The following is a 13,876-nucleotide window of genomic DNA, read 5'->3' as shown; positions in this document are numbered from 1 at the left end:
AAGGAAGCCCCCCTTCAGGCGAACATATCCGGCTGGGTCGCCGCGATGTGGTTGTAGATCGTCTGGAAGTGCAGCCAGCCGATATAGTCGCTGCCGACATGCTCGCGGCTGTAGCGGGCGGTCTTTTCGGAAAGCAGAGCTGGCTTGATGCCGGTGGCTTCCACCAGAAGCTGCTGCTTGCAAGCGCGCTCCAGGGCGATGAACCAGAAGGCCGCGTCGTCGATGCTGTGATGCGAGCAGGTCAGCAGGCCGTGGTTCTGGTGCAGCACACCGCGGTTGCGGCCGATCTGCTGCGCCACCGACAGGCCACTGTCCTTCTCCACCGCCACGGCGCCCGCGGAGGCGCCGATCACGGCATGGCTGTTGTAGAAGGCGGCGGCGTCCTGGCTGATCATGTCGAGCGGGCGGCCCGTGGCGCACCACGCGGTGCCGTAGGTCGTGTGCGCATGACACATGGCCATGACCTCGGGATACTCGTCATGCACGGCCGCGTGCAGCACGAAACCCGCCCGGTTGATGGCGTAGCGCCCCTCGACCACCCGGCCGTTATGGTCGGCGAGGATGAGGTTCGACAGGTTCACCTGCGAGAAGTGAACGCACATCGGGTTGGTCCAGTAGAGTTCCGGACGCTCGGGATCGCGGATGGTCAGGTGACCGGCGAAGCCATAGTCGAAGCCGTGCATCGCGAAGGCGCGGCAGGCGGCCACGAGATGCTTCTTGCGATACTCACGCTCCTCGGCGTGGTTGGCGAATTCCGGCATCTCCGGGAAGATCAGGCCGGACTGCTCCGGCTGGTAGATCGAGGTGCGCTTGCGACCGGAATCGTCGTTCGGCAGGTCGATGGCGACGCTGTCGTGATGGGCGTGCTCGTCATCAAGCATGGCGTTCCTCCAAGAGACTTCGGGGCGTGCCGTCTTCGCGGCTTATGACGCCAATCTCTTCCTCCCATCCCCTTTTGACAAACGACGAATTTTCACCGACAGGTGAATAGAATTCATGGATCGAGCGATGCGGCGGATCCCGAGCTTTCCTTCCCTGCGCGCGTTCGAGGCGGCGGCACGGCTCGGCAGCTTCGCCGGGGCGAGCGAGGAACTGTGCCTCACGCCCTCGGCCGTCAGCCATCAGATCCGCGCCCTCGAACGACATTTCGGCAGGGCGTTGTTCCGGCGGGAGAACCGGCAGGCCAACCTCACCGCAGACGGCGAACGCCTGCTCGCGGGCCTGTCTCGCGCCTTCGATGCGATCGAGGCCGCGTGCGCGGAACTGATGCCCTCCTCGGGCACGGGCCTCTCGGTCCATTGCACACCGAGCTTCGCCACCAAGTGGCTGGGACCCCGCCTGCCGGGCTTCATGGAGGCCAACCCGACCATCGCGATCCGCCTGTCCTCGGGGGCGGAACTGGTCGATTTGATGCGTCATCCCGGGATCGACGTGCTGATCGCCTATGGGCAAAAGCCGCGTGGGGCGGGCTTGCGGGTCGAGCCCCTCGGGCCGGAGGAGATTGTCGCCCTCTGCCGCCCGGACATGGCCCCGGAGCCGGGGAGCCTGACGCCGGAGGGTATTGCCCGGCTGAGCTGGCTCGAATCGTCCTTCAGTCCCGTGCGCTGGGCGGATTGGTTCGCCCTGAACGGCCTCGCGCCACCGAAGACGCGGGGCGGCCCGGCCTTCGACCGGGGCTCCCTCGTGATCTCGGCGGCGGTTCAGGGGCTTGGCGTCGCCCTGGAAACCCTTCGCTTCGCCGAAGAGGAGATCGCCTCGGGCGCCCTGGTCCGCCTCGGCGGAGCACAGTGCGAGGGCATTCGCCGCGATCTTCATTTTCTGTGCTGGCGCGCCCGCGACGATGACGCTCACGGCATCCGTCGCTTCCGCAACTGGATTCTCGCCGAGGAGCGCCGAGCGGACCTGTCGGGTGACGTCGGGATGGCAGCTTTGCAGTCAAGCGGCTGACCATTCGGCCTCCGCTCGGATAAAGACCCTCAACCGGTGCCAGGAACCGGCTTGAGGGAAACGCCGTGGGCCTCGTCTACGCGCTCGCCGCCTATCTGAGTTGGGGCCTCGTGGTCCCGCTGCACTTCCGGCTGCTCGGCGGCTTCAGCCCCTGGTACATCCTGGCCGAGCGCATCGTATGGTCGACGCTGTTCGCGGGCCTTCTGGCGCTGGCGTGGCGCAGGCGCCTGCGGCTGCCGGTGCCGCTGACGCGCAAGCATCTCCTGCTCGTCCTGTCGGCGACGTTCATCGGCGTGAACTGGCTGCTTTACCTGATCGCCATCGACCGCGGGCACCTGCTCGATGCGAGCCTCGGCTATTACATCAATCCGCTGATGAACGTGGCGCTCGGCCGGATCATCCTGGGAGAGCGCCTACGACCGGTTCAGGCTCTGGCCATCGGCATCGCCGCGGCTGGCGTGCTCGTCGCCGTCCTGTGGGCGGGCGACCTGCCGCTGATGTCCCTATCGCTTGCCATCTCCTTCGCCCTCTATGGGCTGACGCGGAAGATTTTGGCGGTCGATTCCCTGGTCGGCTTCCTGGCAGAGACACTGCTGCTTCTGCCCATCGCGGTCGGCTGGCTCATCCTCACGCCGGAACCGTTCCTCCCCGCCGATCCGCACAAGCTCGGCCTGATCATGCTCACCGGTCTCACCACGGCCTTGCCGCTGATCTGGTTCGCGGCAGCGGCCGTGCGCTTGCGCCTGACGACGCTCGGCCTGCTGCAATACGTGGCCCCGACCTGCCTGCTGATCCTCAGCGTCCTCGTGTTCGGCGAAACGGTCGAACCGCACCGGGCGGCGATGTTCGGGCTGATCTGGCTGGGCTTGGCCCTCTACACCATCGATGCCCTGCGCGGACGGCGCATCGAGACGAGGGCGGCAGCGCTCAAGGCGTGAGCGGCGCGGATACCCTTCGCCCCGCCGCGCACTAGCTGAAGCGAAGCCTCAACACCGGCGGAGCCGATGACCGAACCAGTGGGCGGCGATGCCGTCACCGATGACGATTTCCGCAACCTTGCGGATGTGCTGCCGCAGCTCGCCTGGATCGCCAGGGCTGACGGTCACATCGTCTGGTACAATGCCCGCTGGTACGACTACACCGGCACCACTCGGGAGGAGATGCACGGCTGGGGCTGGCGCAACGTCCACCACCCGGACCACCTCGCTGCCGTCGAGGTGCGCTACCGTCTCGCCATCGAGGCGGGGGTTTCATGGGAAGACACGTTCCCCCTGCGCGGCGCGGATGGCGAGTACCGCTGGTTCCTATCCCAGGCGATGCCGCACCGGGCGCCGGACGGGACGATCCTGCGCTGGTACGGGACCAACACCGACATCTCCCGCCGCCGCGTCACCGAAGAACGCCTGCGCCACTCCGAGGAGCGCTTCCGGGCCCTCGTCGATGCCTCGGCGGCGGTGATCTGGAATACGAACGCCGAGGGCGAATTGCTGCCGCCGCAGCCGCGTTGGGGCGCCTATACAGGCCAGACCGAGGAAGGCTACCAGGGTTGGGGCTGGATCGAGGCGGTCCATCCCGATGATCGCCAGCAGATCGCCGAAGCATGGTCCCGTTCCGTCGAGGAGCGGGTTCCCTATGCGGTGACCCACCGTCTGCGCCGCCATGACGGCGCGTGGCGGGACATGGAGGCGCGCGGCGTGCCGGTCTTCGCGGCCGATGGGTCGCTGCGGGAATGGGTCGGCACCCATACCGATATTACCGAGCGCAAGGAGGCCGAGGCCGAAGCCGAGCGGGCGCGGCAGGCCGCCGAGGCGGCGAACCGGGCGAAGAGCCAGTTCATTGCCAACATGAGCCACGAATTGCGAACGCCGCTCTCGGCGGTGATCGGCTATTCGGAGATGCTCGGCGAGGAACTGGAGGATATCGGTCAGGCGGCCCTGTTGCCCGATCTGCGAAAGATCGAATCGGCCGCTCGCCACCTGCTCTCGCTCATCAACGACGTGCTCGATATCTCGAAGATCGAGGCCGGGCGCGTCACCGCCTCGGCCGAGACCTTCACCGTGTCCGAGCTGCTGCAGGACGTCACCGACGCGACCGGCTCGCTCATCGAGAAGAAGGCGAACCGCTTCGTCCTCGATGCCGAGGACGATCTCGGCGCGATGCATCAGGATCAGACCAAGATCCGGCAATGCCTGCTCAACCTCGTGGGCAACGCCGCGAAGTTCACGGAGAATGGGACGATCACGCTGACGGCGCGCCGCCACCGGGAGGAGGAAGCCGACTGGCTGTCCTTCGCAGTGTCGGACACCGGCATCGGCCTGACGCCGGAGCAGATCGGCAAGCTGTTCCAGCGCTTCGTTCAGGCCGACGACTCGACCACGCGGCAATTCGGCGGCACGGGGCTGGGGCTCGCCATCACACGGGCCTTCTGCCGCACCATGGGCGGCGACATCGGCGTCGAGAGTGAGCCAGGCAAGGGCGCGACCTTCACCATCCGCTTGCCCTCGGTGCTGGTGGCCGAGGAGGAGCCGGGCGAGGAACCGCCAGCGGTCGCAGCACATGAACAGCACGACACCGTGCTCCTCGTGGACGACGATCCGGCGGCGCGGGAATTACTGCAGCGTTTCCTCGAACGGGAGGGCTTCCAGGTCCGCACCGCCGCCGATGGGCGCGCAGGCCTCACCCTGGCGCGCGCACTGAAGCCGCGGGCGATCCTGCTCGATGTCGAGATGCCGCGCATGGATGGTTGGGCCGTGCTCCACGCCGTGCGTAACGATCCGGATTTGGCCGGAACCCCCGTCATCATGACCTCGGTGGTGGCCGAGGAGGGTCTTGGACAGGCCCTCGGTGCCACGGATTACTTCGTGAAGCCGATCGATTGGGACCGGCTGAAGGGGCTGATGGAACGCTACCGGCCCCAGGCTCCGGCCGAGGCGCGGGTGCTCGTCGTCGATGACGACGCGGACGGGCGTGAGCGCATGCGCCGCTCCCTGTCCCGTGAGGGCTGGAACGTCGACGAGGCCCCCAACGGGCGGATCGCCTTGGAGCAGTATGACCGCGCGCGGCCCAACCTGATCCTGCTCGATCTGATGATGCCGGAGATGGACGGGTTCGGCTTCCTGCGCGCCCTGCGCGCCCGCCCAGACGGCGACGTGCCCGTGGTGGTGCTAACCGCCAAGGAGATCACGGCGGCCGAGAAGGCGAGCCTCGGGGCCCAGACGGACAGGGTGATCACGAAGGGATCGCTCAGCCTCGCGGAGATTGGCCGACAATTGCGCGTGCTCTACGCGCGCTCGGATTCCGAGACGATGCCGGGCCGTATCCAGGGCCTGATCGATCAACTGGCGGAGAAGGACGGATGAGCGACACGATCGACCCGGACAAGGCGGTGGCGATCCGCCTGCGCGCCCGCCTCGCGGTGGTGGAGCGAGCCGCATGGTTCGGCCTCGTCCACGCCATGCGCACCCGGCCCGAGGAAACGGAAGCCTTCCTCGCCTCCGAGCGCGCACGCTGCACCGAAGGCTTCACGAACAAGGAGGCGGGCGGCAAGGGCTGGGCCGGCGACCTGACCGATGCCGAGCGTGCCATGCTCGCCGCCGAAGTCGACAAGGGCCTCGCGGAACTGCTCTCGGATGCGAAGGACGCCGTTTAGCGGCGCCCGAACAGATCGCGCCATGCGGGCGGCAATCCGTCGAACCGCCGCTCGCCCGGAGGCATCGGCGTCACGCCCGGCAGGCTCGTTGCCTGATACACGCCGATGGCGATGGCCCGCGCCAATACCCGCGCCGCCGCATGCCCGAGCCGGGCCGTGTCGGCGATGGGGTCGTTGAGCGGCACATGCCCGGTGGCGGCGGCAAAGACGAGGTCGCCATCGAGCGGCGTATGGGCGGGCACCAGTGCGCGGGCGAGGCCGTCCTGCGCGGCGACGGCGAGGCGGCGGCATTGCGCCTTGGTGAGAATCGCGTCGGTGGCCACAACGGCAAGCGTCGTCGCAGTGCCGGGGGCGGCACGAGCGGGAAAGGCATGGGCGTCCTCGGGCACGGATTTGGGCAGGCCGAGCCCTCCGAACTCGTCACCCCGCTCGAACGGCGCCGCCCAGAAATGCGGCCCATCCCCCACCACCGCGCTTCCAAAGGCATTGACCGCGACGAGGGCGGCGACACGGAACGGCGTCCCCGGAACGGTGGACGAGGCCGAGCCGAGACCGCCCTTCAGGCTGGCCGTGCGGGCGCCGGTCCCGGCTCCGACCGAGCCCAGGGCATAGATGTCGCCCGCTGCCTCGGCGGCCTTCCGCCCGAGGTCGCGATAGGGCGGATCGTCCGCCCATTCCTTGTCGCCGCCGTTGAGCAGATCGAACAGGATCGCGGCGGGCACGATCGGCACGCGCATCCCACCCACGGGGAAGCCACGCCCCTGGTTCGCGAGCCAGCCCGTCACCCCGGCGGCAGCGTCCAGGCCGAAGGCCGAGCCGCCCGATAGAACCAGCGCGTCGATCGCCTCCACCGTGCGCTCGGGATCGAGCAGATCCGTCTCGCGGGTCCCCGGCCCACCGCCGCGAACATCGACCGAGGCCACCGCCGGTCGATCGAACAGGATGGCGGTGACGCCACTGCGCACGCGCAGGTCGGCGGCATTCCCGACCTTGATGCCGGGGATGTCGGTGAGAAGACCACGCAGGCGGGATTCGCTCATCGATCGAGGCTGCCACGTTCCGGCGAGGGCGGGAACGGGATCGGCATCGGCCAAGCGCACTTTCCCTCAGCCCAGCGGTTCCCATCTTGCCGACCATATCCCAGGAGGTGCTCATGGACGTTGGATTCATCGGAATGGGGCGCATGGGTCGCGGCATGGCCGCCCGACTCGCCCAGCAGGGTCACACCGTCCGCGCCTGGAACCGCTCGCCGGAAGCGGCGCAGGGCGTTCCGGGGGTGACGGCCGTGGGCAGCGCGGCGGAAGCCTTCAGGGGCGATGCCGTGATCACCATGCTGGCCGATGACGCGGCCCTTGAATCGGTGCTGGTCCAGGGCGGGCTGCTCGACGGAGCCGGACGGCCGGACGTGCATCTCGGCATGAGCACGATCTCGGTGGCTCTCGCCGAGCGGCTGACCGCCATCCACGAGCGGGCGGGCATACCTTATGTGTCCGCACCGGTCTTCGGGCGGCCGGACGTGGCCGAGGCGGGTCAGCTCAACATCGTTGTGGCCGGGCCGGAGGCCTCGGTTTCGGCCGCCGCCTCCCTCCTCGATGCCATGGGCGCCAAGACCTGGCGCTACGGCGAGGAGCCGAAGCGGGCAAATGCCGTGAAGCTTGCGGGCAATTTCATGCTGATCTCGGCCATCGAAGCCATGGGCGAAGCCTGCGCCTTCACCGAGGGCCACGGCGTGCCGGGCGCCGAGTTTCTCGCCTTGATGTCGAACACGATCTTCGCTGCCCCGGTCTACAAGAACTACGGCGCGGCCATCGCCGCCGGTCGCTACGAGCCACCGGGCTTCGGCTTGCGCCTCGGCGCCAAGGATATCCGCCTTGCGCTTCAGGCGGGCGAGGCGGCAGGGGTGCCGATGCCTTTCGCCAGCGTCCTGCGCGACGGGCTCATCGAGGCGATGGCCCGTGGGGACGGCGACAAGGACCTTGCGGCCTTGGCCGAAGTGTCCCGGCGGCGGCGGGCAGACCGATAGGTCGCCTGCCCCCCAACAGGGCGCATCGCGCCGTGAGTGATTCCCGGTGCGCCCCTCTGAGACACTGTCCACTATGTCACGACACCGTGAACGGAATTCGACGATTTTAAGCAATCGTTGAAAGTCGGGAGCCAATGACGAGTCTTCGATTATCGAGATACCGTCATGTCTGCATTCGTTCGCCGCAGGTCCAAGGCTCTCACGCTCTCGGCCAAAGTCATCCTGCTCGCGATGCTCGCGGTCACTCTGACAACGGGCGCGATCTGGTTCACGATGTCGCGCCAAACCTGGTCGCAGATGGAGGACCGGCAGCGTCTCAATGGCGAACGCAACCTGCGGACGCTCGCTCTCGTCCTTGCCGGACGCCTTCCGGGGGCGAAGGCGGACCTCGACGGGCCGCGGGTTTCGCGCGTGACCGCAGCCGATTTGACAGCATTCTCCGACGCCTCGGTGGTGGACGACGCGGTCGCCTATACCGGGGGCGTCGCCACGGTGTTCGCCTACGACGCGGCCAAGGACGCCTTCGTCCGCCGCCAGACGACCGTGCGCAAGGAGGATGGCTCCCGCGCGGTCGGCACCGCGCTCGCGGCCGACAGCCCGGCACTTCCCGTGTTGCGCGCGGGCCAGACCTACGAGGGCCCGACGATCCTGTTCGGGCGCCGGTTCTACACAGTCTATCAGCCGGTCTTCGATGGCGCGGGCAAGGTGAACGGCGTTCTCTTCACCGGCCTTCCGATCGAGATGTATTACGACGCCTATTGGGACACGATGCGCCGCCTCGGCATCGCCGCCTTGGTCATCGCCATCGTCGCCTGCGCCGTCGTCGGTATCGCGGCCTCCCGTCTGTTCCGTCCCTTCGCCGCGATGTCGAGCCGCATCGAGGCGCTCGCGGCGGGTGATACCGAGAGCCCGGTCGGCGACATGCGGCGGGGCGATGAGATCGGCGCCGTGGCTCGCTCCCTGGAAACGCTCCGCGAGGCCGTGCGCCGGGCGCGGGAACTGGAAGGCCTTCAGAGCAGCGACGCGGAACTGGCCTCGCGCCGCCGGATGATGCTCGACCAGACCATCGCCGCCTTCCGCAGCCGCGTGGATGCGCTGAAAGGGACACTGACTCTCAGCACGGGCGACATGCGCGGCCGGGCAGAGGAGATGCGCCTGAGCGCCGGGGAGGCTGCGTCCGCCGTCGCGGACACGGCGCGGGCGTCTCAGGAAACGTCATCGAGCGTCCAGACGGTGGCGAGCGCCGCCGAGGAACTCACCGCCTCCATCTCCGAGATCGGCGGCCAGCTCGGCCAAGCGGAATCCCTGGTCTCGTCGGCGGCGGGGGAATCCGCCGCCATGGAGTTGCAGATCGGCGGGCTGGCTGAAGCTGCCGCTCGGATCGGCACCGTCGTGGGCCTCATCCGCACCATCGCCGAACAGACGAACCTTCTCGCCCTCAACGCGACCATCGAGGCCGCCCGAGCCGGAGAGGCCGGGCGCGGCTTCTCCGTCGTCGCCGCCGAGGTGAAGCAGCTCGCTTCGCAGACTGCCCGTGCCACGGAGGAGATCGCCGACCAGATCGGCGCCGTCCAGGCCGCGACGGGTACGACGGTGGCCGCGATCGGCCGGATGGGCGAGCAGATGCGCGCGGTTCAGGCGACCACGGCCGGGATCACGATCGCCGTCTCCGCCCAGGGGGATGCCACGGCCGAGATCTCGCGTAACGTCGCGGAGACGGCCGGGGCGACCGGTGCCATCGCCCATGGGATGAACGTGGTGAGCGACGCGACCCAACGCTCGGCCCGGTTGGCGGAGACCGTGACCGCGGCCGCGGGTTCCGTGGACGCCGTCGCCTCGGAACTCGAAAGCGAGATCGGCCAGTTCCTGGCGCAGGTCGCGGCCTGACGATCTACAGACCGTAACGGGCGAAGGCCGCCCGCTCCTCGAAGGCCGCCATGGCCTCTGCGGGGAGCGAGGCGGCCGCCTCGCCGATCTTGCCGGGCGCTCCCCGCCGGAGCAGGCGGCTGATGAGGCCACCCCGAGCCTCTGCGACGACCACGAGCTCGACCTTTTCACCGAAGCGCGCCCGCATCGTCCCGCGCAGGTCTCCCAACGCATCCACGAGGCCGAGCGGCAGGGCCTGACGACCGGTCCAGACCGCCCCGGTGAACAGATTCTCGCCCACCGGCAGAGCCTTGCGACGGGACGAGACGAGTTCCGTGAACAGCGCCTGCACGTCGGCCTGGATGCGCTTCAGGCGCTCGATATCGGCGGGATCCTCCGGACGGAACGGATCGAGCATGGCCTTGGCCTCGCCGATCGTGTGAACCCGGCGCTCGATGCCGAGCTTTTCCAGGAGGCCGGGAAAGCCGAACCCCGCCGAAACCACGCCGATGGAGCCGACGATCGAGGTCGGATCCGCGACGATCTCGTCGGCGGCGCAGGCGATCATGTAGCCGCCCGAGGCCGCGACATCCTCCACGAAGGCGACGACCGGGAGGGACTTCTCCTCAGCCAGCGCCCGGATCCGGCGATGGATCAGGTGCGACTGCGCGGGAGAACCACCGGGCGAATTGATGACGAGGGCGACCGCCTTCACCCCCGGCAACGTGAAGGCCCGCTCCAGGCTACCCGCCACCCCGGCGATGGAGAGGCCGGGCCGCAGCGGCGAGACGGCACCGATCGCCCCGGAGAGGCGCACCACCGCGACGCGCGGGCGCCGGTTCCGCAGGCGGCCCGGAAGCAGGGCGCGGAGACGTTCGGACAGCGCGGACATGAAGGGATACTCGCCGGATCTGATCGAGGTTCGGCATAATGGGATTTCAGTCCGCATCCGCAAGGGCCGATGCGGCGCCGTGTCCCCCGCGAGTCACTTCCGGTTAGCCGTCTGCGTAGTCGGCACTGCAAGCTATGCAGGAACAAGCGAACCGTTTCGCGTCCTGCGCCGTTGCTCGCCAACGGACCGCCTTTCCCGCGGACCGTGTTCCGATATTGGGAGGATGACGAGACGATGCGCTCCTTGAGACTGCCGCTCCTGCTTCTGCTGGCCGCCTTCTTCTTCGGCCCGACCACCGCCCCGGTGAGCGCTGCTCCGCTCCCCGTGCCGATGGCCGCCGCCCAGACCGCCCCGGCCGCCGCCGTGGAAAACGTTCAGTACTATTACGGCCGCCGCCGCCATTGGGGCCACCGCCACTATGGCTGGCGCCGTCATTACGGCTGGCGTCCCCATTACGGCTACCGCCGCCATTGGGGCCATCACCGTGGCTGGGGCCACCGCCACTACGGCTACCGTCGCGGCCCGGCCTTCTTCTACTGAGTGACAGGGTCGCGTCCCTGCCGGAGGGCAGGGGCGCGCCTTGCGCGCGCACGCGAAAAGACTTAACCAACCGTCTGATATCTTTGCGCTTCCAAAGCGCCCCGCGTGGCCCCGGCAGGACGCTGCCAGAGGCCCGGACACAGACGGACAGACAACTTGGCCGAGACCGATCCGACGGGCGCCCCGCCGCCCGCCAGCGACATCCGCCCCGTTTCCATCACCGACGAGATGCGCCGCTCCTACCTCGATTACGCGATGAGCGTGATCGTGAGCCGCGCGCTGCCGGATGCCCGCGACGGGTTGAAGCCCGTTCACCGCCGCATCCTCTATTCGGCCTTCGAATCCGGGCACCTGCCGGAGCGCAAATACGTCAAGTCGGCCCGCATCGTCGGCGACGTGATCGGTCTCTATCACCCGCACGGCGACCAATCGATCTACGACGCCCTGGTCCGCATGGCCCAGGACTTCTCGATGCGCCTGATGCTCATCGACGGACAGGGCAATTTCGGCTCGGTCGACGGCGATCCGCCGGCGGCCATGCGCTACACCGAATCCCGCCTCGCGAAGCCGGCCATCGCGCTCCTCACCGATATCGACAAGAACACCGTCGATTTCGGACCGAACTACGACGAGTCGCGCGAGGAGCCCCTCGTCCTGCCCGCGCGGTTCCCGAACCTCCTCGTCAACGGGGCCGGCGGCATCGCCGTCGGCATGGCGACCAACATCCCGCCGCACAACCTCGGCGAGTTGATCGACGCCTGCATCGCTCTCATCGACGAGCCGGGCCTGACCATCGAGCAACTGAACCAGATCGTTCCCGGCCCGGACTTCCCGACCGGCGGCATGATCCTCGGGCGCGCGGGAACACGGCAGGCCTACACCACCGGGCGCGGCTCGGTGATCATGCGCGCCAAGTCGCATGTCGAAGAGCTGCGCAAGGAGCGCGAGGCGCTGATCTTCACCGAGATCCCGTATCAGGTGAACAAGGCGACGCTGATCGAGAAGATCGCGGAGCTGGTGAAGGAGAAGCGGATCGAGGGCATCTCGGACCTCCGCGACGAATCCGACCGCAGCGGCATGCGCATCGTGGTCGAGATCAAGCGCGATGCCATGGCCGAGGTGGTGCTCAACCAGCTCTACCGCTTCACGCCCCTGCAAAGCTCCTTCGGCTGCAACATGGTGGCGCTCAACGGCGGTCGCCCGGAGCTGATGAACCTGAAGGACCTGCTTCAGGCCTTCGTGGATTTCCGCGAGGAGGTCGTCTCCCGCCGAACCAAGTTCCTCCTCGGCAAGGCGAGAGAGCGCGCGCACGTCTTGTGCGGCCTCGCCATCGCGGTCGCCAACATCGATGAGGTGATCCGCCTGATCCGCACCTCGCCGGATCCGAACACCGCCCGCGAAGCGCTGATGGCCCGCGACTGGCCGGCCCACGACATCGCCCCGCTCATCGCCCTGGTGGACGATCCCCGGCACCGGGTGGCCGAGGACGGCACCTATCGGCTGTCCGAGACCCAGGCCCGGGCGATCCTCGACCTCCGCTTGCAGCGCCTCACGGCTCTGGGCCGCGACGAGGTCGGCGACGAGTTGAAGAAGCTCGCCGACGAGATCTCGGATTATCTCGACATCCTGCGCTCGCGGGCGCGGATCCAGGGCATCGTGAAGGCGGAGTTCGCGGAGGTGCGCGAGCAATTCGCCACGCCGCGCCTCACCGAGATTGTCGATTACGACTCGAGCGTCGAGGACGAGGACCTGATCCAGAAGGAGGACATGGTCGTCACCGTGTCCCACGCGGGTTATGTGAAGCGCGTCCCGCTCTCGACCTACCGCTCGCAGCGGCGCGGCGGCAAGGGCCGTTCCGGCATGGCGACCCGTGACGAGGATTTCGTCACGCGGCTCTTCGTGGCCAACACTCACACCCCGGTGCTGTTCTTCTCCAGCCAGGGCCAAGCCTACAAGGAGAAGGTGTGGCGTTTGCCGATGGCCGCGCCGAACGCCCGTGGCAAGGCGCTGGTGAACATCCTGCAATTGCAGGACACGTCAGAGCGCGTCACCACCATCATGCCGCTGCCCGAGGATGAATCGTCCTGGGAGACGCTGGACGTGATGTTCGCCACCGCCAGCGGCAACGTCCGGCGCAACAAGCTGTCGGATTTCACCACGGTGAACCGCAACGGCAAGATCGCCATGAAGCTCGATGAGGGCGACCACATCGTCCATGTCGAGATCTGCCGCCCGGACCAGAACGTGCTGCTGACGACCGCGCTCGGCCAGTGCATCCGCTTCCCGGTCGAGGATGTCCGCGTGTTCAAGGGCCGCGACTCCACCGGCGTGCGCGGCATCAACCTCGCTGAAGGCGACCGGGTGATCTCGATGACGATCCTCAACGCCTTCGATGCCAGCGCCGAGGAGCGCGCGAGCTACCTCAAGATGCGCCGCGCCGTGACAGGCGAGGCCGAGGACGGCAACGAGGAGCCGGAGGAGGGCGCCGAGGCGGCCGCGATCTCGACCGAACGCTACACCGAGATGGGCGCGGCCGAGCAATACGTGCTCACCATCTCCGAACGCGGCTTCGGCAAGCGGTCCTCGTCCTTCGAATATCGGACCTCGGGGCGTGGCGGTAAGGGTATCACCGCCATGCGCGTCAACGCCCGTAATGGCCACCTCGTGGCCTCGTTCCCGGTGGAGACCTCGGACCAGATCATGCTGGTCACGAATGGCGGCCAGCTCATCCGCGTGCCGGTGGACGATATCCGCATCGTCGGCCGCGCCTCACAGGGCGTCACCGTGTTCAACACCGATAAGACCGAGAAGGTCGTTTCGGTGGAGCATATCGAGGGTGAGGAGGACAGCGAGGGCGAGGCCGAAACGGCCTGACAGCCCTGGAGCGCATCCCGATGAAGGGGATGCCGGTTCGCGGTGAGAAAACTTGCTGCGGTCAGAAACGAGAGCCGCCGACCTG

General features: G+C 67.9%; 11 protein-coding genes. 8 read left to right on the top strand and 3 right to left on the bottom strand.

Annotated features, from left to right (window positions below):
- Positions 1 to 14: 14 nt before the first annotated feature.
- Positions 15 to 881: a class II aldolase/adducin family protein gene (locus J4O73_RS15340; RefSeq protein ID WP_426218654.1), complete on the bottom strand. Its 867-nt coding sequence runs from the start codon at positions 879 to 881 to the stop codon at positions 15 to 17.
- Positions 882 to 1,008: 127 nt separating this feature from the next.
- Between J4O73_RS15340 and J4O73_RS15335 the strand changes: the two genes are divergently transcribed.
- The 4 genes from J4O73_RS15335 to J4O73_RS15320 all read left to right on the top strand — a co-directional run bounded on the left by J4O73_RS15335 (position 1,009) and on the right by J4O73_RS15320 (position 5,596).
- Positions 1,009 to 1,947 (top strand): LysR substrate-binding domain-containing protein, encoded by a 939-nt coding sequence (locus J4O73_RS15335; protein WP_426218653.1) that lies wholly within the window; start codon positions 1,009 to 1,011, stop codon positions 1,945 to 1,947.
- A gap of 65 nt (positions 1,948 to 2,012) precedes the next feature.
- Complete coding sequence (gene rarD, locus J4O73_RS15330; protein ID WP_426218651.1) at positions 2,013 to 2,885, top strand: EamA family transporter RarD; 873 nt, start codon at positions 2,013 to 2,015, stop codon at positions 2,883 to 2,885.
- Positions 2,886 to 2,951: 66 nt separating this feature from the next.
- On the top strand, positions 2,952 to 5,306 hold the full coding sequence (locus tag J4O73_RS15325; protein ID WP_426218649.1) for a response regulator: 2,355 nt from the start codon (positions 2,952 to 2,954) through the stop codon (positions 5,304 to 5,306).
- Positions 5,303 to 5,596 carry a hypothetical protein gene (locus tag J4O73_RS15320; RefSeq protein ID WP_426218648.1) on the top strand — a complete coding sequence of 98 codons (294 nt, stop codon included), beginning with the start codon at positions 5,303 to 5,305 and terminating at the stop codon, positions 5,594 to 5,596. The genes J4O73_RS15325 and J4O73_RS15320 overlap by 4 nt, the downstream gene beginning before the upstream one ends.
- On the opposite strand, the gene J4O73_RS15315 is transcribed toward J4O73_RS15320, so the two are convergent.
- Complete coding sequence (locus tag J4O73_RS15315; protein ID WP_426218646.1) at positions 5,593 to 6,636, bottom strand: P1 family peptidase; 1,044 nt, start codon at positions 6,634 to 6,636, stop codon at positions 5,593 to 5,595. The two genes, J4O73_RS15320 and J4O73_RS15315, sit on opposite strands and share 4 nt — an antisense overlap.
- A 113-nt stretch (positions 6,637 to 6,749) precedes the next feature.
- On the opposite strand from J4O73_RS15315, the gene J4O73_RS15310 reads away from it, so the two are divergent.
- On the top strand, positions 6,750 to 7,619 hold the full coding sequence (locus J4O73_RS15310) for an NAD(P)-dependent oxidoreductase (protein ID WP_426218644.1): 870 nt from the start codon (positions 6,750 to 6,752) through the stop codon (positions 7,617 to 7,619).
- Between the two features lie 165 nt (positions 7,620 to 7,784).
- A complete protein-coding gene (locus J4O73_RS15305; protein WP_426218643.1) occupies positions 7,785 to 9,506 on the top strand; it encodes a methyl-accepting chemotaxis protein in 1,722 nt (573 codons plus the stop codon).
- Between the two features lie 4 nt (positions 9,507 to 9,510).
- Here J4O73_RS15305 and J4O73_RS15300 read toward each other — a convergent pair whose 3' ends face one another.
- Entirely contained in the window at positions 9,511 to 10,377 is an 867-nt protein-coding gene (locus tag J4O73_RS15300; RefSeq protein WP_426218641.1) for a S49 family peptidase, read from the bottom strand.
- Between the two features lie 234 nt (positions 10,378 to 10,611).
- Here J4O73_RS15300 and J4O73_RS15295 point away from each other — a divergent pair, with 234 nt between their 5' ends.
- Together J4O73_RS15295 and gyrA are read left to right on the top strand one after the other, a co-directional pair.
- On the top strand, positions 10,612 to 10,917 hold the full coding sequence (locus J4O73_RS15295; protein WP_426218639.1) for a hypothetical protein: 306 nt from the start codon (positions 10,612 to 10,614) through the stop codon (positions 10,915 to 10,917).
- Positions 10,918 to 11,073: 156 nt separating this feature from the next.
- Positions 11,074 to 13,791, top strand: a complete 2,718-nt coding sequence (gene gyrA / locus J4O73_RS15290) for a DNA gyrase subunit A (protein WP_426218637.1) — start codon at positions 11,074 to 11,076, stop codon at positions 13,789 to 13,791.
- Positions 13,792 to 13,876 lie beyond the last annotated feature (85 nt).

Origin of the sequence: Methylobacterium sp. NFXW15, assembly GCF_049887755.1 — a bacterium.
In the GTDB taxonomy this organism is placed as follows: domain Bacteria; phylum Pseudomonadota; class Alphaproteobacteria; order Rhizobiales; family Beijerinckiaceae; genus Methylobacterium.
Note: the sequence above shows the minus strand (reverse complement) of the source record. Positions and strands in the feature narration are given on the sequence as shown.